Here is a 22,905-nt window from a genome sequence, read left to right on the forward strand (position 1 = left end):
GAAAAACAGACTGGCGCTCAGATGGCTCGAGAGCAGCGCGCGCCCCTCGCCCCCTCCACCGCCTGCGGCGGTCCCCCTCCCCCGTCGCTGCGCGACAAGGGAGGATCAGAAGAGCCTAGCTCGCCAGCGCCGCCGGATCGCCGCCCGCCAGCCAATGGGCCAGCGCCCCAGCCAGTTCGGGGATCTGGATCGGCTTGGCCAGATGCCCGTCCATGCCCGAGTCCAGGCAGCGCGCCACCTGGTCCGCCTGGACGTTGGCCGTCAGCGCCAGGATCGGCGTGCGATGCCCGCTCCCCGCCTGCATCCGTCGGATTTCCCGCGTCGCCGTCAGCCCGTCCATGACCGGCATGTGCACGTCCATCAGCACCAGGTCATAGCTGCCCGACTGCATGGCCTGCACCGCCTCGGCGCCGTCGCAGACCGTGTCGATCTCCAGTCCCAGACCGCGCAGGATGGCGCTGACCAGTTCCCGGTTCCCCGGCGCGTCGTCGGCCATCAGGATGCGCCCGCCGGCCAGACCGCCCGACGCCGCCATCTCGTCATCGCCGCCGGTCAGACCGGCGGCCGACCCGCCCTGAATCAGAGGCGTCTCGAACCAGAAGGTCGCCCCCTCGCCCGGCTTGCTGTCGACGCCGATCTCGCCGCCCATGATCTCGATCAGCCGCCGCGAAATCGCCAGCCCCAGACCCGTGCCGCCATAGACCCGTGTCGTCGAAGCGTCGGCCTGCGAGAACCGCTCGAACAGGACCTCGATCTTCTCGGCCGGGATGCCGATGCCGGTGTCCGTCACCGCCACCCGCAGCCGCCAGCGCCCGTCGGGGTCTGGCGCTCCGCCGACCCGCAGCGTCACCCCGCCCTTGCCGGTGAACTTCACCGCATTGGACAGGAAGTTCAGCATCACCTGACGCAACCGTCCGGCGTCGCCCGTCAGCACCTCGGGCATGGCGGCGTCAGCCACCACCTTCAGGCTCAAGCCCTTGGCGACGCACTGGCCCTCGACGATGGCCGCCGCCCCATCGACCAGGGCCGCGACCTGGAAGGGCTCGGGATCCATCTCGATCGCGTTCGCTTCCAGCTTGGAATAGTCGAGGATGTCGTTGATCACCCCCAGCAGGGCCTCCGACGCCGTGGCGATGCGCTCCACATAGGTCCGCTCTTCGGGAGGCAGGGCCTCCGATCCCTGCAACAGGCCCGAAAAGCCGATCACGCTGGTCAGGGGCGTGCGCAGTTCGTGGCTCATGTTGGCCAGGAATTCGCTCTTGGCCTGGGCGGCCTTCTCGGCCCGCTCCTTGGCCTCGATGACCTGATCTTCCAGCACCCGCCGCTGGGTCATGTCGCGGATCACCACCACCACGTCGTCGACATGGCCGTTCTCGTCCTTCAAGGCCTTGAAGGTGCACTCGACCCAGATGGTGTGACCCTTGCGGTGCACGGCGCGGTGCTCCAGCCGTGTCGGCGTCCCGGTCTTCACCGCCTCGCCGATGGCCTTCAGCACCAGATGGCGGTCCTCCGGGTGAACATAGTCCGTCGACTGCCCGCTCATCTCCTCGAAGGTCCAGCCCAGCAGTTGCTGGATGGCCGGCGAGATATATTTGCTCGACCCGTCCATCTTCACGCGGGTGATGACGTCGCCGATGTTTTCGGCCAGCAGGCGATAGCGGCCTTCGTCGCGCCGGGAGCGCGCCAGGACCTTTTCCTGCTCGGTGACGTCCTGGAAGACGCCGAACATGGCGACGACCCGCCCCGTCTCGTCGACCTCGGTCTCGGCGTGGGTCAGGACCCGCCGCTCTTCGCCGTCCGGCCGCACGATCTGCAGCTTGGCCATATAGCCCTCGCCGTCCTCCAGTCCCCGCTGGATCATCTCGGTCAGGGCCTGACGATCGCCTTCGACATAGAAGTCCAGCGCGCTGTCCAGATTGGGATCGAAGCTGTCCCGCTCGACCCCGTGGATGCGATAGACCTCGTCCGACCACTCGACGACGCCGGTATTGCGCTCCAGCCGCCAGTGGCCGACGCCCGACATCTGCTCGACCAGCCGCAGGGTCTCCAGACGCTCGTCGCGGATGCGCGCGGCCTCGATGCCGGCGATGATGTCTTCAGCCATGCCGGCCAGCAGCCTGAGTTGCTCCTGCTCCCGATCGCTCGGCATCGGCAGGCTGTGGTCGTGCAGGACGCTCAGGGCGCCGATCGGCGCGCCGTCCGGCCCGCACACGGTCGCGGCGGCGAAGAACCTCAGATTGGCGTGCCCCGTGACGATGGGGTGGCCGTTGACGCGCGGGTCCAGGGTCGTGTCGGGGATCACCAGCACCGCCCCGCGTCCCATCGCGGTCACCAGGGGCGCCAGGCTATTCTCCCGCGGCGTCCGCGAGGAGCAAAGACCGGCGTTGGAACGGATGACGGCCTCGGTCGGCGTCAGCAGGGTCACCACCGCCGCCCGGCAGTCGAACATCGTCGCCGCCAGATCGACCAGCCGGTGAAACGGCCCGGCCGGGGCGTCGAGCGCCTCGATGCTCTTGGTGGTGAATGACAAAGGCGACCCCTCCCGTAGCCTTCCTTCTCGCCGATACGGGCGAACGAAACGTTATCAGCCGGGGTTTTTCGACCCGCGTTCGACCATCCATTCCGGCGCTTCGAAGTCCAGGGCGTCCTCCTCGGTGGCCAGGGCCGTCTCGGAAATCGTCTGGCGGCGGATCGAGACCCCGGCGGCATGCACCGTCTCGGGATCGCCCGAGACCAGCGGATGCCACCAGGCCAGTCCCCGCCCCTCATGCACCCGGCGATAGCCGCACGACGGCGGCAGCCAGCGCAGCCCCCCGATCTTTCCGGGCGTCAGCTTGATGCAGTCCGGCACGTGCTCCTGCCGGTTGGCGTAGTCTGAACAGGTGCAGCGGTCCGGGTCGAACAGCTTGCAGTGCACCCGCGTCGGCACGATCTCGCCGGTGTTCTCGTCCTCGAAGCGAATGACGCAGCACAGGCCGCACCCGTCGCACAGGCTTTCCCACTCGGTGGCCGACATCTCCGTCAGCGGTGTTGTTTCCCAGAAGGGACGTTCCATTCAATCCTCCCCTGCGCAGCGGAGGAGGGGGACCATGCGCAGCATGGTGGAGGGGGCGGAACTGTGCATACGCTGAGCCATGAGAGCGCCGCTCCTTACAGAAAAACGCGCCCGGAGTCTGCGTCGTGCGATGACCGCGCCCGAAGCCGCCCTCTGGACCCGGCTGCGACCACGCCGCGACGGCCTGCCGAACTTTCGTCGCCAGCACCCGATCGGCCCCTAAATCCTCGACTTCTACTGCGCCCGCCTGCGCCTGGCGGTCGAAGTCGACGGCCTGATCCACGGCACAGGACAAACGCCCGCCCACGATGACCGACGCGACGCCTGGCTGCGTTCACAAGGGATCGAAGTCATCCGGTACTCTGCGGCCGATGTCCTGCGCGATGCCGACGCCGTCGCTCATTCCGTCTGGACGCTGGTTCTGTCCCGCACACGCTAGCCTCCCGATCCTCCCCCGTTCACGGGGGAGGGGGACCATGCGCAGCATGGTGGAGGGGGCGGAAACCGGCAGGAGTTTAGACAATCAAAGCGCCGCGCCTGACGCTTGCCCCCTCCACCGCCTACGGCGGTCCCCCTCCCCCGCTGCGCAGGGGAGGATTGAAGTTTCAGTGCGTCACGCTCTTCGAGAACAGGTTGATCACCACCACCCCGCCCACGATCATCACCAGACCGATCACCGCCGGCAGGTCCAGCTTCTGCTTGAACAGGAACAGGCCGATCACCGAGATCAGCACCACCCCCAGCCCGCTCCAGATGGCGTAGGCCAGGCCCACCGGCATCTGCTTCAACGCAATGGTCAGCAGGTAGAAGGCCAGGCCGTAGCACAGCGCCAGCCCGACCGTCGGCCAGAGCCGGGTGAACTGCTGCGACTGCTGCAACAGGGTCGTGCCCATGACTTCAAAGCCGATGGCGCCCAGCAGGGCGGCCCAGGTGACGGGGTTCATTCGCCGCCTTCAAGCTCGTTCTGGGCCTCGGTCAGGATGCTGCCCGGCGTCAGCAGGGACAGCAGGGCCTTGCGCTGTTCCGGCGACACCTCATGGGTGCCGAACAGGTCGCTCATCCACAGGCCGTCGGCGATCAGCCGCAGCATCAGGGCGTCGTCCTTGCCCGCCGGATCGACCGGATCGTCCTCGGCCAGGGTCCGCATCGCCGCCCGCCAGCGAACAATCAGGCTCGGCTCCACCGCACAGGCCACCAGGGCCGCCCGGCCGATGCTGACGTCGCGCTCGGTCACCGGCTCGTTGACCGTCGCCCGCAGATAGGCCCGCGCATTGCGGCCATAGGGGTTGGGATCGCGCGCCGCCTCGGCCAGGATGGCCGCCGTCATCTCCGACGCCAGGTGGTCGATCACCCCCTCCAGCAGGGCCAGCTTGGTCGGGAAGTGATGCAGCAAGGCGCCCTTGCTGAAGGGCAGGCGCGCCACCACGGCGTCCAGCTTCAGCCCGGTCGCCCCCTCTTCGGCGGCGGCCTCGATGGCCATGTCGATGATCTCGGCGCGGGTGGCTTCCGGCGCGCGGCGGCGGGTCTGAGCGTCCATGTCGTTTACATACCAACTGGACGGTAGCAATCAAGTCCCTGTCAATTTTGTCGCGCCCGTCGGCGCGCCAGATAGACGCCGATCACCGCGCCCCCCGACAAGATCATGCCGAGAAAGGCCGCACTTAGCGCGATCAGAACAGTGGTGAACAACAGCTTCAGGAACCCTCGCCCCACGGCGATCACCGTCTGCGGCCCGATCCGCCCCTCATAGTCCGCCGATACGCGATAGGTCCCCGCCCGCTCAATGCGGAACACGTTGATCGCTTCCCCCTGACGTCCGCCCAGCGAATAGTGGGCGCTGCCCATGGGTGCGGTCACCTCCACCGGCGCCCCGCCCGGCGCTTCTACCCGGACGGTCAGGCCAGACACCTCGTCGGTGCGAAAGACCCGGCCGTTCACGACGCTGCGGTATTCCAGGAAAACAGTGTGCTGACCCGGCTCCAACCTCAGTTCGCGAGCGCCCGGAACCACGATCTGCTCCAGCCCGTCGTCCAACTTCGACAGTTGGACGAACAGCACCGCGACCATCGCGGCGAAGCCGCAGATCGCCGGCAGGACCGCCAGGGCGTACCAGCCGCGGCCTGGTCCTTTCTTCGGGCCGCCGTTCCCCCGTGCGGACGTACTCAGATCCATCTGCTCTCTCCGTCTCGGTCCGGCGACTACACCCATTCGCCGGGGAAGCGTCAACGCCGATGGCCGAACCGGCGGTCAGTCGCTATATGGCCGCCCATGGCTGCTCGTCCCCCCCTCGTCGCCCTCAAGGATGTCCGTCTGCAGGACGGTCAGCGCCCGCTGTTCGACGGGGTCGACCTGGCGGTCGAGCCGCGCAGCCGCGCCGCCGTCGTCGGCCGCAACGGGGCCGGCAAGTCGACCCTGATGAAGATCGTCATAGGCCTGATCGAGGCCGACAGCGGCGACCGCGCCGTCCAGGCCGGCGCCCGCTTCGCCTATGTGCCCCAGGAGCCCGACATCACCGGCGAGACGGTTCTGGACTACGCCGCCTCGGGCGGGGCCGAACGCTGGACCGCCGAGAGCTGGCTGGAGACCTTCGGCCTGTCGCCGTCCAAGTCGACCCAGGGCCTGTCGGGCGGCGAGACCCGCCGCGCCGCGCTGGCCAAGGCCTTCGCCGAGGAGCCCGACGTCCTGCTGCTAGACGAGCCGACCAACCACCTCGACATCCTGGCCATCGAACTGCTGGAGAACGAGCTGGTTCAGGCCCGCTTCGCCGTCCTGGTGGTCAGCCACGACCGCGCCTTCCTGAACAAGGTGACGAATACCGTCCACTGGCTGGACAACCGCCGCGTCCGCACCCTGAACAAGGGCTTCGACGCCTTCGACGACTGGGCCGCCAAGGTTCAGGAAGAAGAGGCCCTGGCCCTCGAAAAGCTGACCAAGACCATCGAGCGCGAGACCGAGACCTTCTACCGCTCCATCACCGCGCGGCGCACCCGCAACGAGGGCCGCGCCCGCAACCTGGCCGCCCTGCGCGCCGAACGCGCCGAGAAGATGAAGGACGTCCCGCGCGACCTCTATCTGGGCGTCGATTCCGGCGCGGTGTCGGGCAAGCTGGTGGCCGAGCTGAAGGGCGTGACCAAGGTCTTCGGCGACCGCGTCATCTTCAAGAACCTGACCACCCGCGTCATGCGCGGCGACCGTCTGGCCATCGTCGGCCCGAACGGCGCGGGCAAGACCACCCTGGTCAAGACCCTGCTGGGCGAGCTGGCGTCCGACGAGGGGACCATCCGCCTCGGCGCCAATCTGGAGCCCGTCTATCTGGATCAGTCGCGCGAGGGGCTGAAGTCGGACATGACCCTGTGGGACGCCCTGACGCCCGGCGGCGGCGACAGCATCATCGTGCGTGGCTTCTCCAAGCACGTCGCCGCCTACGCCAAGGACTTCCTGTTCCAGGAAAGCCAGCTGCGCCAGCCGATCTCGACCCTGTCGGGCGGCGAGCGCAACCGCCTGCTGCTGGCCCGCGCCCTGGCCAAGCCCGCCAACATGCTGGTCCTCGACGAACCGACCAACGACCTGGACATGGACACCCTCGACAAGCTGGAAGAGCTGCTCGAGGGCTATGACGGCACCCTGATCCTGGTCAGCCACGACCGCGACTTCGTCGACCGCCTGGCCACCTCGACCATCGCCATGAACGGGCGCGGCGACATCGTCGAAACCCCCGGCGGCTGGCAGGACTTCCTGCGCCAGAACCCCACCTTCCTCGCCCCGCCCCCGACCCACGCCGAGAGCGCGCCCAAGACCCCTGCCCCGGTCGCCGCCGCGCCCAAGAAGTCAGTCAAGCTTTCGTATAAAGACGCCCGCCGTCTGGAAGAGGTCGAGAAGCTGATGGAGACCCTGCCGGTCGAGATCGCGAAGCAGGACGCCATCCTCGCCGATCAGAGCCTCTACACCCGCGACCCCGCTGCCTTCGACCGCGCCATGAAGGCCGCCGACAAGGCCCGCGCCGACCTCGAAGCCGCCGAACTGGACTGGCTGGAGTTGGAAGAGAAGAAGGCGGCCCTGGCGGGTTAGGACAGCGGTCCGCAGCGGACAATTCAGAAGGCCGCTAAGGGTGGAAAGCTGAAGTTGGGAGCTTGATGATCCGCTAGCGTCGAGGACGAATTTTCGTATCAAGGAGGTAGCGTGCATAGGCGGCTCTGGCGGCCTCATCGATCTTCGCATGCTCGGATCGGCACCAGGCCGCCATGAGCTGCGGATCGAATGGAATTCGGACGAACTCGCCTCCGCCCCGATCAACGTAATCCTCGGTCGGCCCCCAAATCGAAATGTAGCCGTCTAACGTTCGCGGCAATTCGTCGTCGCTCAAGGCACGGAATTGATCGTAATTGGCGTGCGTAGGCCAAAGCACCGAGAAAACGGCTTTGGCCACGATGGGTGATCGAGCTTTGCGCGTGAACTTCAGCAATGACGGCACACCCAGGCAAGCACCGACGCATCCAACCAGGATTGCGGGATCGCCGTTGGTCGATCCAGCAGCCTAGCGTAGTGACAAAGTTCTGCAATGGGTCGAAAGCAGACCTCATCCTGCGCCCCGAAAGCGGCCCCTACCGCCAGGCCACGATCAGCCCCAGGCTGAACACCAGGGCCGAGGCCCCGGCATAGGCGGCCAGCGCGATGGCGACCGCCGCGACCGGGCCTCGGCCGCACTCGCGGCGCAGCCAGACCGCCTCGACCGCGATGTACCAGACCGTTGTCGCCGCAATGACCAGGCCCCCCGCCGCGACGGTCAGATCGCTGTTCGCACGCAGACCGATGCTGCCCATACTGATCAGGATGGCGGTCGCCCCGGCCAGATAGCACTGGGCGAAGAAGGGGGCGCGCAGGCTCTCCCGGTCGATCCGCTTGCCCGTCAGCTTGAGCGCCAGCCAGGCGAAGATCACCGCATAGAGGCTGAACAACAGGGCCCGGAACGCCAGCAGCGCCTGCTCGTTGCCCGTCACCAGCCGCCCGAGGGCCGAGGTTCCCTGTTCGACGTCCAGCCCGAAGGCCAGCTCGGCGCCGTGGGCCAGCAGGATGCTGAGCACCAGAAACAGCGGCGGGCTCAGGGTCTCCAGATACTGCTGCTCGGGCCGGTCGCGCTGCTCGCTGTCGGAATACCGCATCGTCCGTAGCGGCCGCATCACGGTCATCCAGAGGGTGCGCGGATAGAAGAGCAGCCAGGAGATGACTTCATACAGAAGCTCCTCCACCGATCGCAGAATGGTCAGGACGTTCATGCGCCACCCCCGTGCGGGGCCACGATAGCAGACCCGCCCGTCCTGTCAGCCGGGAGACGCGAGGACGGCCCGACGGTCGGTCGGCCGCCCCCTTGCGTCACGCCTCTATCAACGCAGGACCTCGTTCACGTCCGCCAGCACCACGTCGTGCATCTGGTTCAGATAGGCCTCGTAATAGCCCTTGTGCGAGGCGCCCACGAGGGTCAGCATCTTCACGCCGGGCTTCACCCCCATGACGTCGCGCATATTGGCGACCATGCGCAGGTTTCGCGTCTCATAGGACGCCAGATACATGCGGCCGAAGCCCTCGGGCGAGGGGTCCTTCTGGGCCGCGCCGAAGTCGCTCTCATAGGCCCGGCGCATCGCCTCGGGGCTGTTGTAGTAGCGATAGAGGTTCATCAGGCCGTCGGGTTGCGACAGCCCGGCGTCCAACGGCGCCTCGGCCGTCTTGCGCTCTTCGCTCGCCGGATTGTTCCAGACCTGGCGGATGGCCCGGACGAAGCCCTTGATGTCCGCCGGATAGCGATCGGCCGAGTGGTCATCGACGCTCCACACCCGCTCCAGCCCCAGCCGCGCGGCCAGGACGGCGGCGACGGAATCGCTCTCGTTGATGCTGTCGATCTGCTTGTTCAGTTGGGCGACCAGGGTCGCGTCCAGCCCCTCGCCCTCGCGGCGCTCGCCCGGGTTGAGGCGCAGCCACTGAACGAAGGCCGAGGTCGGCTCGCCCGCCGCCAGAAAGACCGCCGCCAGACGGCGACGCTGCTCGGGGCTCGGCGCGGCGGGCCATTCCGCCAGCAGGCGCTCGGCCTCGGCGTTGGCCGCCGGGACGTCCAGCCCGGCCTGCTGGCCGGCGTGGCTGACGTCCGGGCAATAGTCGCTGATCGAGATGGCGTAGCGTTGCGGATAGCGGCGCATGGCGTCGCATTGCAGGCCCGAGACGTTCTCGATGGCGATCACTTCGGGCGCCCAGGCCGCCAGACGATCCAGCAGCGGCGTCAGCATCTCGGCCTTCACCGTCCCGCCCATCTGGGCCAGGTGGGGCGAGCCCACCACCAGGACCTGATTGAGCGGCCCCACGGGCGGTCCCTTCAGCTGATCCGGGTGGAAGGCGGGACGATAGGTCTGGGCGGCGGCCGTCCCCGTCAGAGCGAGGGCGAGGCCGAGCGCCAGAAGACCGGCGGTGGAGCGGAAGGAAATCACGGGAACAGCCTTGAGGGATCGACGCGCCGTCGACGACGCAAGCGCAGCCATTAAAGCGAATCCGGTCCGCCGCCCCGTTAAATCCCGCTCATTAACGCCAAGGGTCGCTTTCCTGTGGACAGTCGCAAACCCTTGATCCGCGAATGCGAATTCCGTCCGTCCACAGATATCCACAGACTTGCCCACCGGGGCCGGGACGATTCCGCACAGCCAGCCGAATTCGGGCGCTTGCCGAATAGCGGATTCCGCGAGAACGTCAACAGGCCAACGGGACACGGCGGCGCGGAAATCCAAGATCCAGCAATGGGTTAGAGGGTTTCAAGCGAACCGGTCCGGCTCTCTGACCCAGGGTCCCAAAACCTCTTCGGAGGACGCGGAGACACCGAGGCAGGGCCACAGGCTCCCGATCCTTCAGCGCCTCGGCGCGGGGATCACGGAGAACCAGGCCGGGATCGAAGACGACGCGTCCCGACGACGCGCCCGACACGACCAGGGGCCGCCAGGAGACCAGCCGACGCCGCCGGGTTCGCCCGAAAGCGCCGCAGCGAAATCGGTTCGGACGCTCGCGTCCCTATGCGGATCGTCGCTTCGGAGAAAAGGCCAGGCCCTGACCCGAACGGCCAGGTCCAACCCGGACTTGGCGAGGGGACGTGACCGGGCTTCGGCCAGGGTCGCGTCCCCTCGCTCAATTCCGCTCGCCAAAATCCCCTGGCCTGGTTCCAGTGTGCGGTGCGGCGCCGCCGACCTTTCCAAGTCCGCCGCCGCCGCCTAAACCATCCCTCAATGACCTTCGACCGACTCTCCCGCCGCAATCTGCTGCTGGGCGCCACCGGCCTGACCGCCGTCAGCACCCTGTCCGCCTGTGGTCGCGCCGAGGCCCCGGTCGACGAATCCGGCCGGGTTCGCCTGCGCGTGGCCGCCGGGGGTCCGGTCACCGCCGCTCACGGCGGCTTTTATCAGGCCATCGCCACCGGGGCCTATGAGCGGCGCGGCCTGAACGTCGAAATCCTGACCGGCGCCGCCGGGGCTGACGTCCCCGCCCTGCTGGCCGCCAGCGCGGTGGAACTGGCGATCGGCGTCGACAGCTTCGCCCCCATGCGGCTGATCGCCGACCGCGCCCCGGTCAAGGCCGTCGCCGCCTTCCTGCAGAAGGACCCCGTGGTCCTGATGGCCCGGCCCAACCAGCCGCTTGAGGCCCTGTCGGCCCTGCGCGACCGCCCCATCCTGATGAGCCCGGCCGACCAGGCCGGCTTCTGGAACTGGCTGCGGGCCCGCTTCGAACTGGCGTCCGATCAGGTCCGCCCCGGCACGCCGGAGGACAACCTCAAGGCCTTCCGCGACGACCCGAAATCAGTTCTGGTCGGCCGACTGACGACGGGCGATCCCTCCATGATCGCGCGCGAGACCGGGTTCCAGCCGCGCGTCCTGGTCCCGGCCGACGACGGCTATCCCTCGTACGCCGGCCTGGTTCTGGCCCCCAATGCCTTCGCCCGCGACAACGCCCGGGCCCTGCGCGACTTCATCGCCGCCTCGGTCGAGGGCTGGCGCGACTATGTCCACGGCGACGGGTCCAAGGGCGACGCCCTGATCCGCCGCGCCAACCCCGAGCTGAACCAGCGGCTACTCAACGCCGTGCGCGACAGCCTGCGCACCGAGGCCGTGGTCGACGGCGGCGACGCGGCCCTCTACGGCCTGGGGACCATGACCCCCGACCGCTGGCAGGCCTTCGCCGAACAGACCGAGGCCGCCTATCCCTCGCCCCCCGACTGGCGCGAGGCCTTCACCACCCAGTACCTGCCCGGTCGCGGCTAGGCGCGTTAGCAGCGGATTAAGTCGTGCGCGCCTAGTCTGCCGACTGAACGCCGACCGCAGCAGGAGGCCGTCCGTGCGACGCCCGCCGATCACCGCCATCCTGACCGCCGGGGCCTGCGCCCTGGGCCTGGCCGCGCCCGCCGCGGCCCAGACGCCTGCGCCCCAGTCTGCTGCGCCCCAGTCGACTGCACCCTCCAGCGCCAACGCCGCCGGCCTGCGCTACCTGTCCTGGCCGGGTCGCGCCTACCGCCCCGCCCCCTCCGCCCCGGCGCCCGAGGCCGCGGGGGTCGCCGAAGCCGCGCCCGTCGTCGCCGCATCCTCGCCCGGCCGTCCGCCCATCATTCCACACGGGGGCCATCCCGCCCCCGCCGCCGCGCCCGCCTTGAGCGCCGCTTCGCGTCAGGGCCTGACGCCCGCCAGCGCCTGGATCGGCTCCCAGGCCCCTGCCTATGCGCCGCAGCCCGCCCCGACCGTCGAGGCCCCGGCGGCCCAGCCCGCGCCGGTCGTTGCGCCTGCCCCCGCCCCCTGGAGCCGCACGCGCGCCATCGCGCCCGCGCCGCCTCCCGCACCAGCCCCCGCTTCCGGGACGCCGACCGGCTACTTCGCGGAGACCGCCGAGGCTGCGCCGCCTTCGCCGCCGGTAGCGATCTCTCGCCCCGCGCCCTCACGGCCGATGCCTGCCGCCCCTGCGCCGCGCGCGGAGCCGACGCCCGCGCCGGCCCCGGTCGCCGCCGCGCCGGTCGTCGAGGCCCCGCTCCCGGAGGCGCCCGCGCCCGAGGCCGCCGCCGACCCCATGGCGCCGCGTCGCGACGCACCGATCTTCCGACTGCAAAGACCGGCCCCGTCCGAGCCGGCCCAACCGCAGGCCCAGGCAGCCGCGCCTGCCGCGGACGGCGGCGCCCGCTATTATTCGGTCCACCGCCAGGCCGGACGCCAGCCCGACGCCACCCCCCTGCCCGCGCCGGTCTATCTGGACGCCCTGCCGGTGGAACTGAGCTCCACGCCCGCCTCGACTGACCTGGCCGAACCGCCGGCCGCCCCCAATCTGATCCGCAACGCGAACGGCCGTCTCCAGGCCCTGCCCGCCAACGAAGACCCGATCCTGCCATGAGCGACGGCGCCGCCCTGCCCCCGGCTACTGACGCCGACTCGCGTCTGCCCGACCTGATCGCCCTCGCCAAGGAGCCCTCCAGCGAGAAGCGACGCGCCCTGCTGCGCGAACTGACCGACACCTTCTTCGGCGCCGCCGAGCGCACCGAGGCCGAAACCGCCCTCTATGGCGCGGTGTTCAGCGACCTGACCGACGCCATGGAGGTCGCGGTCCGCGCCGAACTGGCCGAGCGCTTCGCCGCCGCTCCGGACGCCCCGCGACAACTGATCCGCCGCCTCGCCAACGACGAGGCGGAGTCCGTGGCCCATCCGGTGCTGCGCGCCTCGCCGGTCCTGACCGAGGCCGACCTGATCCACGTCATCCGATCGCGCGGCCAGGGCCACATCCGCGCCGTCAGCCAGCGCGCCTCGGTGTCCGAGGCTGTGTCCGACGCCATTGTCGAACGCGGCGACGACGAGACCCTGGGCGTGTTGCTGGGCAACGACGGCGCCCAGATGTCGCGCGCCGCCTGCGAGGCCGCCGTCGAGCGCGCCCGCGCCAACCCGGCCCTGCACGCCCCCACGGTCGAGCGCGCCAGCCTGCCCGCCGACCTGCTCAACGAGATGTATTTCGAGGTCGAGGCCCGCCTGCGTCAGCGCATTCTGGAACAGAACGCCCGCATGGATCCGGCGCTGCTCGAAAGCGCCCTGGCCGCCGGACGCACCCGCGTCGCCACCGACGACGGCGCCCTGCCGCCCGACTACGCCGAGAGCCTGGCCTATGTCGAGGAACTGAACGTCGCCAGCCAGCTGACCCCGCCGGTCCTGGCCCGCTTCCTGCGCTCGGGCAGCCGGACCTCCTTCCTGATCGCCCTGTCGCAACTGGCTGACATCGACTTCCACACCGCCCGCCAGATCGTCGAGCGGCGCGAACTGGACGCCCTGGCCGTGGTCTGCAAGGCCGCCGACCTGGATCGCGCCCTGTTCCTGACCTATGCCGTGGTCCTGCTCAACACCGACGGCGACGCCATGGGCAAGGCTCGCGCCTACGCCGGCATGTACAACGACCTGACCGTCGAGGCCGCCCAGCGCACCCTGCGCTTCTGGCGCATGCGCAAGGCCATGCACGCGGCGTAAAGACCCAGAGGCGCAACGCCTCTCCCTCCCCCTTCATGGGAAGGGTGGTCGCGCAGCGACCGGGTGGGGAGGGCGTGGCGATACCGAACGCAGGGTCTGACTTGCCGGAGCGCCCCCACCCGTCTGACGCTTCGCGTCAGCCACCCTCCCCCAAGTGGGAGGGAAAAACGGCGCAAAACAAAACGCCCGCCCTCCTTTCGGAGAACGGGCGCTGCATCCGACCTGAAAGGTCGGGTCTTACTTCTTGGCGCGGGTGGCGCGGGCCGGTTTGCGGCCGCCCTGGCCCAGGCCCATCTGCTTGGCCAGGTCCGAACGGGCCTTGGCGTAGTTCGGGGCGACCATGGGATAGTCCTTGGCCAGGCCCCACTTCGCCCGGTATTCCTCAGGGCTCATGTTGTATTTGGTGCGCAGGTGGCGCTTCAGCGACTTGAACTTGCGGCCGTCTTCCAGGCAGATCAGGAAGTCGGGCGTAATCGACTTGCGCACCGGAACCGCCGGTTCCTTGGGCTCGGGCTCGACTTCCACCGGCGCCGAAGACACGCCGGACAGGGCCGCGTGAATCTGGGCGATCAGGCCGGGCACAGCGTCAGCCGAGACGGTGTTGTTGCTGACATAGGCCGACACGATGTCCGCCGTCATTTCCAGCAGTTCGGGTTTTTCTTCCATGGGGGTCGCCTGTTGCAGGAGCCAAACACGTTCGACTGATCAATCCCGACCCGTCGGAGGTTGGTTTCATACGTATGTTTGTCGAATATGGCAATGCAAGCATAGAACCGCGCCCTGCAGGCGCATTCTTCTACTCATCTGCACTGAATTCAGTCGTCGCACTTCAGCGACCGAAGTTATCTGCAAGCGCCAGCATCGCCGCGCGCTCGGGCGCGGAGTATTCGTCGATCAGTTCTTCGTCGCCCTCGCGGATCGCCCGAAGCAGGGCCGGCGTCAGGGCCGAGGACAAAGACCAGTTCCAGTAACGCAGCACCGTCTGGGCCCGGTCGACCGCCAGCATCTCATAGGTGATCTGCACCCGCTCCCAGTCCGGATGGACCTCGCCGTCAGCCGTCAGTTCGGGCCGGCGCATGGCCCGCCACAGGGTCTGCAGGTCCAGCCGGGACAGGCCGGTGGCCTTGCACAGGATGGCCAGGGGCTCGCCCCCGGCGTCCCCCATGATCTTGGCCGAGGTCAGGGGCTTGACGCCCGACAGATAGCCGATCTCTCCGACCAGCTCGCGCGTCATGCCCTGCCCCGCGGCGGCGACGGCGGCTTCCAGACCGCTGTACGGGCTCTTGTCGATGGCGGCGCGATTGCGTTGCCGTCGCTCGATGAACTGCAGGGCCTTGCGCGTCACCGGGTCGGACCAGCCTTCGGCGGCGGCTACGGCGAACAGGTCCTCGACGCTGTCCTGCAGGACCTCGCGCGACACCGCGAAGCGCTGCAGCACGATGCGGCGTTCCTCGGCCCCGCACCACCAGAACATGACATAGGCGCCCGACGGCCGCAGTTCAGGGCGCTTCAACAGTGACGCGCACAGGGCGCGGCTCTGACGGCTCAGGGCGACAACGCCCTCGATGGCGACCTGGGCCAGACGGGCCGAGCTGTTCTTCAGCACCGCCTCGACGACGGCGTCTTCGCCGAAGCTCAGCAGGGTTTCGGTGACCACTTCCGACAGGCCGCGTCGCTCGGCGATCAGCAACCGATGCTCGATCCCGGCGTCGCGGGCGCAGCCGATCAGGTCGACGTCGGTCAGGGAGGCGCACTGCTCGATCAGGGGGGCCGCCACAGACGGCTCGTCGCGCAGCAGCAGCCGCGCCAGACTGTCCGGCAGCTCCGCCAGGGGCGCCAGGCGCACGGCCACGCGGCGTCGCTCATCGACCGGGGCCAGACGCAGCATCTCGACCAGCAGGTCGCCCGTCACCGCCCGCTCAAAGGCGTTGATCCGACTGGCGGGCAGACAGACGACGTCAGCCAGCCGCCGCAACAGCGTCTGGCGCGCTTTCGACGCCCCCGTCGGGACGTATTCGTCAGGAATGGCGGCCGGAACGGACATGGTGGCGCCACCCTAGCGCGAGCGGGTTAACCGCGCATGAGGGCGAGTTGTCCGGCCCTTACAGCCCCTCGAACAGGGCCGTGGACAGGTAACGCTCGGCGAAGCTGGGGATGATGGCGACGATGGTCTTGCCCGCGTTCTCGTCCCGCGCCGCCAGACGGAAGGCCGCCGTCAGGGCCGCGCCCGAGCTGATGCCGACAGGAACCCCTTCGACGCGCGCCACCTTGCGAGCCATGTCGAAGGCGTCCTCGTTGGAGACCTGCTCGACGCCGTCGATCACGCCGCGGTCGACGATGGTCGGGATGAAGCCGGCGCCGATGCCCTGAATCTTGTGCGGGCCCGGCGCGCCGCCCGACAGGACGGGCGAGGCGGTCGGCTCGACCGCGATCATCTTCACCGAGGCCTTCTTGGCCTTCAGGGCATGGCCGACGCCGGTGATGGTGCCGCCGGTGCCGACGCCGGCGACGACGATGTCCACCGCGCCCGCCGTGTCGTTCCAGATCTCCTCGGCCGTGGTGACCTCATGGATGACCGGATTGGCGGGGTTTTCGAACTGCGAGGGGCTGACGGCGCCGGGCGTGCGGGCCAGCAGGTCCTGAGCCATGGCGATGGCGCCCTTCATCCCCTGCTCGGCGGGGGTCAGCACCAGCTCTGCGCCCAGCAGGGCCAGCATCTTGCGACGCTCGATCGACATGCTCTCGGGCATGACCAGGATCAGCTTGTAGCCCTTGGAAGCGGCGACGAAGGCCAGGGCGATGCCGGTGTTGCCGCTGGTCGGCTCGATCAGCACCGAGCCGGGCTTGATCTGGCCCGCCTGCTCCAAAGCCTCGACCATGGCCACGCCGATGCGGTCCTTGACCGAGGCGATCGGGTTGAAGAACTCCAGCTTGGCCAGAACCGTGGCCTTGGGCTGATGCTCCGCCGTCAGGTTGGGCAGCCGAACCAGGGGCGTGTCGCCGATGGTGTCGATGATGCTGTCATAGACCCGGCCGCGCCCGGCCTTCTTGTGGCGGCTGGCGTCATAGGCGGTGTCGGACATGGGGAGGGCTCCGTTCGGCGGTTTCAGCCTAAGTGACAGCCCTTATACGCCCGAGGCAAGATCGCGCCGCACAGGAATTCTAAGCCCTGCCTTAGACGAAGCGCGGATGCTAGAATGGAGCGTCAAGGAGATGCCGCCATGAAGCGTCTGGTTCTGTCGATTCTTGTAATCCTCGGACTGCTGGCGGCGGGTGGAGCCGCAGCCTTCCGCTTCAGCCCCTGGCCCTCGGCGCTCCTGGTGCGCCAGGCTTTCGACAAGGATTCGGCTCGCACCAACGCCGCCCTGGCCGAACGGGTCCCGGCAGGGGTCCGCTCGCAGCTGGACCTGACCTATGATCCGGCGGACCGGAACGGACGGCTGGACCTCTACCTCCCCCCGGCAGGCGCCGCGCCGGACGGCCCCTTGCCCGTCGTCGTCTGGGTCCACGGCGGGGGCTGGGTGTCGGGCGACAAGGGTCAGATCGGCAACTACCTGAAGATCCTGGCCGCGCGCGGCTTCGCCACGGTCAGCGTCGACTACACCATCGCCCCCGAAGCGCGTTACCCGACCCCGGTGCGTCAGGTGAACGCCGCCCTGGGCTGGCTGGACGCCAACGCCGAGACCCTGGGCATAGACCGCAACCGCATCTTCCTGGCCGGAGATTCCGCCGGGTCCCAGATCGCCGCCCAGGTCGCCAACCTGACCGTCGACCCGGCCTATGCTCGCCTGACAGGAATCAAGCCCAGCCTGACGCCGAAGCAGTTGCGCGGCGTCGTCCTGCATTGCGGGGCCTATGACGCGGCGCTCGTCGACATGGACGGGCCGATGGCCGGCTTCATCCGCACGGTGGTCTGGGCCTACCTGGGCCGTCGCGACTTTCAGGATGATCCGCGCGTCGGCGAGATGTCGGTCATCCGTCACCTCAGCCCCGCCTTTCCGCCCATCTTCATCTCGGGCGGCAACGCCGACCCCCTGACGCCCCAGTCATCGCGTCTGGCCGAAGTCGCCAGGGACAGGGGCGTGGCCGTCGACGCCCTCTTCTATCCCGCCGATCATCAACCCGCCCTGGCGCACGAGTATCAGTTCAACCTCGACCTGGCCGACGCCCGCACCGCCCTGGACCGCAGCGCCGCCTTCCTCAACCGCCACGCCGTGCCCCTCAACCCAGCCCCCGCCGCGCCGGGTCAAAGGGCAGAACCTCCCGGATCGAGATCAGGGTCTTGAAGGCCCGGACCCGGGCGTCGTCGTTCAGCACCTCACGGGTAAAGACCTCATAGGCCTCCATGGTCGGCACGCGGACATAGAGGACGAAGTCAGTCTCGCCGGTCACATACCAGGCGGCCTGGACCTCGGGTCGGGCGGTCAGGCTCTCGATCAGGGCGTCCAGCACCGCCGTCCCCTCGCGTTCCATCTCGACCAGGACGTGCATGGTCAGGGCGCGCTCCAGCCGGCCTTCGTCGATCACCGCCACGTCGGCGATGATGACGCCCTCCTCACGCAGACGGCGCAGGCGGCGCGACACCGCCGATTCCGACAGCCCCACCTTGTCCGCCAGCACCCGCGCGGGCTGCAGGTTGTCGCGCCGGACCAGGTCCAGCAGCTTTCGGTCGAAATCGTCGAGCGTGACGGTTTCGTGCATCTGTATTCATCCTGGCGCAGTTTTCTGGCATTCTATCAGCAGATTTCAGCGAGAAACACAGACGGCTTTTCATTAGGTTCCCGGCCGATGTCCTCCCTGAGCCTGCACCTGAATTCGCCGCGCCTTTCGGCCGCCCTGCCCTATCTCGCCTTGGTCGGCGGGATGGTGTCGCTGGCGGTCGGGACCTCCTTCGCCAAGGGCTTGTTTCCGCTCGTCGGCGCCGAGGGGACGGCGGCCCTGCGCGTCGGCCTGTCGGCCCTGGTCCTGGTGGCGATCTGGCGACCATGGCGGTTCCGCCTGACCCGCGCCGACGCCGGTCGAGTGCTGTTGTACGGCCTGGTCCTGGGCCTGATGAACCTCAGCTTCTACATGGCGCTGCGCACCATTCCGCTTGGCTTGGCCATCGCCATTGAGTTCGCAGGCCCGCTGACCCTAGCCCTGATCCATTCGCGCAAGGTCGTGCATTTCCTGCTCGTCGGCCTGGCCGTCAGCGGTCTGGCCATGCTGCTGCCGATCTGGAGCGGGATCGAGGGGCTGGACCCGGTCGGGGTCGCCTACGCCGCCTTCGCCGGCCTGTGCTGGGCCCTCTACATCGTCTTCGGCAAGCGGCTGTCGCACATGCACGCCGGTCAGTCGGTGGCCCTCGGCATGAGCACCGCCGCCCTGGTCATCCTGCCCTTCGGCGCCTCTGCGGCGGGTCTGGCCCTGTTGGCGCCCGCGGTCCTGCTGATGGGTCTGGGCGTCGCCCTGGTGTCCAGCGCCCTGCCCTATTCGCTGGAGATGATCGCCCTGCGCCACATCCCCAAGCGCACCTTCGGCGTCCTGCTCAGCGTCGAACCGGCTATCGGCGCCATGGCGGGCATGGTGCTGCTGCATGAACAGCTCAGCTCTCTTCAGTGGCTGGCCATCGGCTGCATCGTGGCCGCCTCGATCGGCGCTGTCCTGACCGCTCCAAGGGGCCAGGCTCCGGCCGAGCCCGGCGCGCCCGCCTGACGCGCCGACGCCCATGAAAGCCCTGCTCGCCTGCCTGCGCACGCCGGTCGGCAACATCGCCGTCGGCTTGATCTTCGGCCTGGTCCTCGCCGTCGTGATGCGGCTGGCGATCCAGCGCGTTTTCTAAGGCATCAGAACTCCGTCCAGGCCTCGGACAGGCCGCCGTTGGCCACGGCGCGCAGCCGCGTCCGCTGGCTGTCCAGCGCGGGTGCAGGTCCGGACTGAAGACGAGGCGCAGCCGCCAGTTCGCGCACGACGCCGCCGTTTTCCTGCCCTGTGCGGAAGCGCCCGACCAGCCGCGCCAGACCCTCCGCCTCGGTCTTGAGGCTGAGCGCGGCCGCCGTGCTCTGCTCGACCATGGCCGCGTTCTGCTGGGTGACCTGATCCATCTGGTTCACCGCCGCATTGACCTGACTGAGGCCCGACGACTGCTCCTGGGACGAGGCCGCGATCTCGGCCACCAGGGCGTCCATCTCGCCCACCTTGCCGGCGATGGCGTCCAGCGAGGCCCCTGCTTCGCCGACCAGTTTCACGCCTTGCGCCACCTCCACGGCCGAGGCCGAGATCAGGGTCTTGATCTCCTTGGCCGCTTCCGCCGAGCGCTGGGCCAGGGCCCTCACCTCCGAGGCCACCACGGCGAAGCCGCGGCCGCTGTCGCCCGCCCGCGCCGCCTCGACCCCCGCATTCAGGGCCAGAAGATTGGTCTGGAAGGCGATCTCGTCGATCACGCCGATGATGTCGCTGATCTGGTCCGAGCTCTTGCGGATGCCGTCCATGGCGGCGACCGCCTCGCGCACCACCGCGCCCGAGCGGTCGGCCTGTCCGCGCGCCTCGCCCGCCACGGCGGCGGCCTGACGCGCGCCCTCGGCGCTGCGCTTCACCGTGGCGGTGATTTCGTCGAGGGCGGCGGCGGTCTCTTCCAGCGAAGCGGCCTGCTGTTCGGTGCGCCGCGACAGGTCGTCCGAGGCGCTGGAGATTTCATCCGAGCCGCCGCGCAGACCCGCCACCGATTGCAGCACCTGGGCCAGGGTCTGCCCCAGGCATTCGACGGCGTTGTTGAAATCATTCTTCACCTGGCCGTGGGCGCCGCTCATCTCCCGCTCGATGCGCGCCGTCAGGTCGCCGTCCGACAGACGCGCCAGACTGCCGGCCAGGGCCTCGACCAGGGCGTTCTGGGCCGCCTCGGCGCTCAGCCGTTCGGCTTCGCGGCGGGCGAACTCCTGTTCGGCCTCGGTGATGTCGACCGCCAGCTTGATGACCTTGGCCGGGCGGCCGTCCGGCCCCATGACCGGGTTGTAGCTGGCCTGCAGCCAGACCTCGCGCCCGCCCTTGGCCAGACGCCGGAACTTCGTCGCCACGAACCGTCCGGCGTTCAGGTCGCGCCAGAAGGCGGCGTAGGCGGGGTCAGCCGCCTCCGTCGGATCCATGAAGGTGCGGTGATGCTGACCCCGGATCTCGTCCAGGCTGTAGCCCATCGTCGTCAGCAGGTTGTCGTTGGCGTCCAGGATGCGGCCGTCCAGATCGAACTCGATCACCGCCTGGGATCGGCCGATCGCGGCCATCTTGCTGTCGAGGTCATGGAGCTTCTGCTCCACGTCACGCTTCTCACGACCCTTGCCGAACATCCAGCCCGCTCCCTGGCGATGACTTGCTGATGACGCCACTGATCGTGAAATGTAAATTCTGAAACCTTAGTTTTCCTGCGGCCCAGCATAAGGGCATTCCCGTAGGCCGGCTTCACCGCTCGTTAACCACGATGGCCCATTCGTTAATGGGTAAGGCACGGCGTTCGGATCGACCCGATCGCAGCCTGAGGGGCCCCGTGTTTGCGCAATCTCGTCGCCGCCGTTGAAGCGATCGACCCGCTGGTCGTCACCGGCAAGGTGGCGGGCGTCAGCGGCCTGCTGATCGAATCCCGGGGCGGCCTGTCGCGTCTGGCCGTCGGCGCCCGGGCCGAGATCGAGCGGCGCGGCCAAGCCCCCCTGCCCGCCGAGGTCGTCGGCTTCCGCGACGCCAAGGCCCTGCTGATGCCCTTCGGCCCGGTCGAGGGCGTGGCCCCCGGCGCCGACATCCGCATCATCGACACCGCCGCCAGCGTGCGCCCCACCACCGCCTGGCTGGGCCGCATCATCGACGCCTTCGGCCAGCCCATCGACGGCCTCGGCCCCCTGCCGCAAGGACCTGCGCCCTATCCCCTGCGCGCCTCGCCGCCGCCGGCCCATTCGCGCGGCCGGGTCGGCGAGCGGCTGGACCTGGGCGTGCGCTCGATGGACGTCTTCACCACCACCTGCCGGGGTCAGCGCCTCGGCATCTTCGCCGGTTCGGGCGTGGGCAAGTCGGTGCTGCTGTCCATGCTGGCCAAGCAGGCCACCTGCGACGTGGTGGTCGTCGGCCTGATCGGCGAGCGGGGCCGCGAGGTCCGCGAATTCATCGAGGAGACCCTGGGCGAGGAGGGCCTGCGCCGCGCCGTGGTCGTGGTCGCCACCTCGGACGAACCGGCGCTGAAACGGCGCCAGTCGGCCTATATGACGCTCGCCGTCTCCGAATACTTCCGCGATCAGGGGCTGGAAGTCCTGTGCCTGATGGACTCGGTCACCCGCTTCGCCATGGCCCAGCGCGAGATCGGTCTGGCCGCGGGCGAGCCGCCGACCACCAAGGGCTATACGCCCACCGTCTTCACCGAACTGCCCAAGCTGCTGGAGCGCGCCGGCCCCGGCCCGATCCGCCCCGACGGCACCGAGGCCGGGCCGATCACCGCCCTGTTCACCGTCCTGGTGGACGGCGGCGACCATGACGAGCCCATCGCCGACGCCGTGCGCGGTATCCTCGACGGCCACATCGTCATGGACCGCAAGATCGCCGAGCGCGGCCGCTTCCCCGCCATCGATGTGCTGAAGTCGGTCAGCCGGACCCTGCCCGGCTGTCAGACCCCGCCCGAGCGCGAACTGAACCGCCGCGCCCGCCAGTGCCTGTCGGCCTATGCCAATATGGAAGAGCTGATCAAGATCGGCGCCTATCGCAGCGGGGCCGACCCCATCGTCGACCGCGCCATCGCCCTGAACCCGGCGCTCGAGGACTTCCTGGGCCAGGACAAGGACGACCACACCAGTCTGGACGAGAGCTTCGTGCGGCTGGAGGCCATCCTCAACCAGGGCATGGTCGCCCCCTAGGGCCTTCGCCGACCGTCGTTCCAAAGTATTAACCCCCGCAACCGCATCGTGACGCCATGACCGCCTGGGCCCAATCCCTGATCCGCATCTCCAACTACGAGGTCGAGACGCTGCAGAAGCGTCTGGCCGAGGTCGCGGCTCGCAAGGCCGAGGCCGAGATGCGCGTCGCCGTCCTCGACGCCGAGGTCGAGATCGAGCGCCAGAACGCCCGCCTGGACCCGTCGTCGGGCATGATGCTGCAAGCCTACCTCAAGGGCTGGGCGCTGAAACGCGCCGACGCCGAGGGCTTGGTGGCCGCCGTTTCCGCCGAGGAGGAAGGCGCCCGCGACGCTCTGACCAGCGCCTTCGAGGAGCTGAAGAAGTTCGAGCACGTCGCCGAGACGACCCGGCTGAACAAGCTGATCGCCGCCGCCAAGCGTGAAACCGCCGCCTTCGACGAAATGGGTCTGCGCCGTCGTGCCGAGGGCTGACGCCC

General features: G+C 68.9%; 21 protein-coding genes and 1 pseudogene. 9 read left to right on the plus strand and 13 right to left on the minus strand.

Annotation, left to right across the window (positions count from 1 at the left end; genetic code table 11):
- Window positions 1-115: 115 nt before the first annotated feature.
- Both B3K53_RS10305 and B3K53_RS10310 read right to left on the minus strand, forming a co-directional pair.
- On the minus strand, window positions 116-2,530 hold the full coding sequence (locus B3K53_RS10305; RefSeq protein WP_292084166.1) for a PAS domain-containing protein: 2,415 nt from the start codon (window positions 2,528-2,530) through the stop codon (window positions 116-118).
- Between the two features lie 54 nt (window positions 2,531-2,584).
- Window positions 2,585-3,055, minus strand: a complete 471-nt coding sequence (locus tag B3K53_RS10310) for a YcgN family cysteine cluster protein (RefSeq protein ID WP_292084167.1) — start codon at window positions 3,053-3,055, stop codon at window positions 2,585-2,587.
- Window positions 3,056-3,185: 130 nt separating this feature from the next.
- On the opposite strand from B3K53_RS10310, the pseudogene B3K53_RS10315 reads away from it, so the two are divergent.
- A pseudogene (locus tag B3K53_RS10315) lies at window positions 3,186-3,494 on the plus strand (endonuclease domain-containing protein).
- A gap of 166 nt (window positions 3,495-3,660) precedes the next feature.
- Here B3K53_RS10315 and B3K53_RS10320 read toward each other — a convergent pair.
- From B3K53_RS10320 to B3K53_RS10330, 3 genes are read right to left on the minus strand one after another with little or no spacing between them, the layout of a single operon-like run.
- Window positions 3,661-3,999 (minus strand): SMR family transporter, encoded by a 339-nt coding sequence (locus tag B3K53_RS10320; RefSeq protein WP_292084168.1) that lies wholly within the window; start codon window positions 3,997-3,999, stop codon window positions 3,661-3,663.
- Entirely contained in the window at window positions 3,996-4,592 is a 597-nt protein-coding gene (locus B3K53_RS10325) for a TetR/AcrR family transcriptional regulator (RefSeq protein WP_292084169.1), read from the minus strand. The genes B3K53_RS10320 and B3K53_RS10325 overlap by 4 nt, the downstream gene beginning before the upstream one ends.
- Window positions 4,593-4,633: 41 nt before the next feature.
- On the minus strand, window positions 4,634-5,227 hold the full coding sequence (locus B3K53_RS10330; protein WP_292084170.1) for a hypothetical protein: 594 nt from the start codon (window positions 5,225-5,227) through the stop codon (window positions 4,634-4,636).
- A gap of 96 nt (window positions 5,228-5,323) precedes the next feature.
- Between B3K53_RS10330 and B3K53_RS10335 the strand changes: the two genes are divergently transcribed.
- A complete protein-coding gene (locus B3K53_RS10335; RefSeq protein WP_292084171.1) occupies window positions 5,324-7,123 on the plus strand; it encodes an ABC-F family ATP-binding cassette domain-containing protein in 1,800 nt (599 codons plus the stop codon).
- Between the two features lie 73 nt (window positions 7,124-7,196).
- On the opposite strand, the gene B3K53_RS10340 is transcribed toward B3K53_RS10335, so the two are convergent.
- From B3K53_RS10340 to B3K53_RS10350, 3 genes are all read right to left on the minus strand, one after another.
- Window positions 7,197-7,517 carry a hypothetical protein gene (locus tag B3K53_RS10340; protein ID WP_292084172.1) on the minus strand — a complete coding sequence of 107 codons (321 nt, stop codon included), beginning with the start codon at window positions 7,515-7,517 and terminating at the stop codon, window positions 7,197-7,199.
- Window positions 7,518-7,656: 139 nt separating this feature from the next.
- On the minus strand, window positions 7,657-8,328 hold the full coding sequence (locus tag B3K53_RS10345; RefSeq protein WP_292084173.1) for a hypothetical protein: 672 nt from the start codon (window positions 8,326-8,328) through the stop codon (window positions 7,657-7,659).
- 108 nt (window positions 8,329-8,436) lie between these two features.
- Complete coding sequence (locus B3K53_RS10350) at window positions 8,437-9,528, minus strand: DUF5694 domain-containing protein (RefSeq protein WP_292084174.1); 1,092 nt, start codon at window positions 9,526-9,528, stop codon at window positions 8,437-8,439.
- 783 nt (window positions 9,529-10,311) lie between these two features.
- On the opposite strand from B3K53_RS10350, the gene B3K53_RS10355 reads away from it, so the two are divergent.
- The 3 genes from B3K53_RS10355 to B3K53_RS10365 all read left to right on the plus strand — a co-directional run bounded on the left by B3K53_RS10355 (window position 10,312) and on the right by B3K53_RS10365 (window position 13,566).
- Window positions 10,312-11,340, plus strand: coding sequence for an ABC transporter substrate-binding protein (locus B3K53_RS10355; protein WP_292084175.1), 1,029 nt, complete (start codon window positions 10,312-10,314; stop codon window positions 11,338-11,340).
- A gap of 73 nt (window positions 11,341-11,413) precedes the next feature.
- Complete coding sequence (locus B3K53_RS10360) at window positions 11,414-12,451, plus strand: hypothetical protein (protein ID WP_292084176.1); 1,038 nt, start codon at window positions 11,414-11,416, stop codon at window positions 12,449-12,451.
- Entirely contained in the window at window positions 12,448-13,566 is a 1,119-nt protein-coding gene (locus B3K53_RS10365) for a DUF2336 domain-containing protein (protein ID WP_292084177.1), read from the plus strand. The genes B3K53_RS10360 and B3K53_RS10365 overlap by 4 nt, the downstream gene beginning before the upstream one ends.
- Before the next feature lie 237 nt (window positions 13,567-13,803).
- Here B3K53_RS10365 and B3K53_RS10370 read toward each other — a convergent pair whose 3' ends face one another.
- The 3 genes from B3K53_RS10370 to cysK form a co-directional block, all read right to left on the minus strand.
- Window positions 13,804-14,232 (minus strand): MucR family transcriptional regulator, encoded by a 429-nt coding sequence (locus B3K53_RS10370; RefSeq protein WP_292084178.1) that lies wholly within the window; start codon window positions 14,230-14,232, stop codon window positions 13,804-13,806.
- Window positions 14,233-14,395: 163 nt separating this feature from the next.
- Window positions 14,396-15,610 carry a DUF2336 domain-containing protein gene (locus B3K53_RS10375; RefSeq protein WP_292084179.1) on the minus strand — a complete coding sequence of 405 codons (1,215 nt, stop codon included), beginning with the start codon at window positions 15,608-15,610 and terminating at the stop codon, window positions 14,396-14,398.
- A gap of 58 nt (window positions 15,611-15,668) precedes the next feature.
- Window positions 15,669-16,649, minus strand: a complete 981-nt coding sequence (gene cysK / locus B3K53_RS10380; RefSeq protein ID WP_292084180.1) for a cysteine synthase A — start codon at window positions 16,647-16,649, stop codon at window positions 15,669-15,671.
- A 138-nt stretch (window positions 16,650-16,787) separates the two neighbouring features.
- Between cysK and B3K53_RS10385 the strand changes: the two genes are divergently transcribed.
- The gene (locus B3K53_RS10385; RefSeq protein WP_292084181.1) at window positions 16,788-17,852 is read left to right on the plus strand and encodes an alpha/beta hydrolase; all 1,065 of its coding nucleotides are present in this window, start codon (window positions 16,788-16,790) and stop codon (window positions 17,850-17,852) included.
- Here the strand turns inward: B3K53_RS10385 and B3K53_RS10390 are convergent.
- Entirely contained in the window at window positions 17,788-18,267 is a 480-nt protein-coding gene (locus B3K53_RS10390) for an Lrp/AsnC family transcriptional regulator (protein ID WP_292084182.1), read from the minus strand. The two genes, B3K53_RS10385 and B3K53_RS10390, sit on opposite strands and share 65 nt — an antisense overlap.
- Window positions 18,268-18,354: 87 nt before the next feature.
- Between B3K53_RS10390 and B3K53_RS10395 the strand changes: the two genes are divergently transcribed.
- Complete coding sequence (locus tag B3K53_RS10395; protein WP_292084183.1) at window positions 18,355-19,260, plus strand: EamA family transporter; 906 nt, start codon at window positions 18,355-18,357, stop codon at window positions 19,258-19,260.
- Between the two features lie 131 nt (window positions 19,261-19,391).
- Here B3K53_RS10395 and B3K53_RS10400 read toward each other — a convergent pair whose 3' ends face one another.
- The gene (locus B3K53_RS10400) at window positions 19,392-20,885 is read right to left on the minus strand and encodes a methyl-accepting chemotaxis protein (protein WP_292084185.1); all 1,494 of its coding nucleotides are present in this window, start codon (window positions 20,883-20,885) and stop codon (window positions 19,392-19,394) included.
- A 201-nt stretch (window positions 20,886-21,086) separates the two neighbouring features.
- Here B3K53_RS10400 and fliI point away from each other — a divergent pair, with 201 nt between their 5' ends.
- Window positions 21,087-22,430, plus strand: a complete 1,344-nt coding sequence (gene fliI, locus B3K53_RS10405) for a flagellar protein export ATPase FliI (protein WP_292084186.1) — start codon at window positions 21,087-21,089, stop codon at window positions 22,428-22,430.
- Window positions 22,431-22,486: 56 nt separating this feature from the next.
- Window positions 22,487-22,900: a flagellar export protein FliJ gene (locus B3K53_RS10410; protein ID WP_292084187.1), complete on the plus strand. Its 414-nt coding sequence runs from the start codon at window positions 22,487-22,489 to the stop codon at window positions 22,898-22,900.
- Window positions 22,901-22,905 lie beyond the last annotated feature (5 nt).

Source organism: Brevundimonas sp. UBA7506 (genome assembly GCF_002479495.1).
In the GTDB taxonomy this organism is placed as follows: domain Bacteria; phylum Pseudomonadota; class Alphaproteobacteria; order Caulobacterales; family Caulobacteraceae; genus Brevundimonas.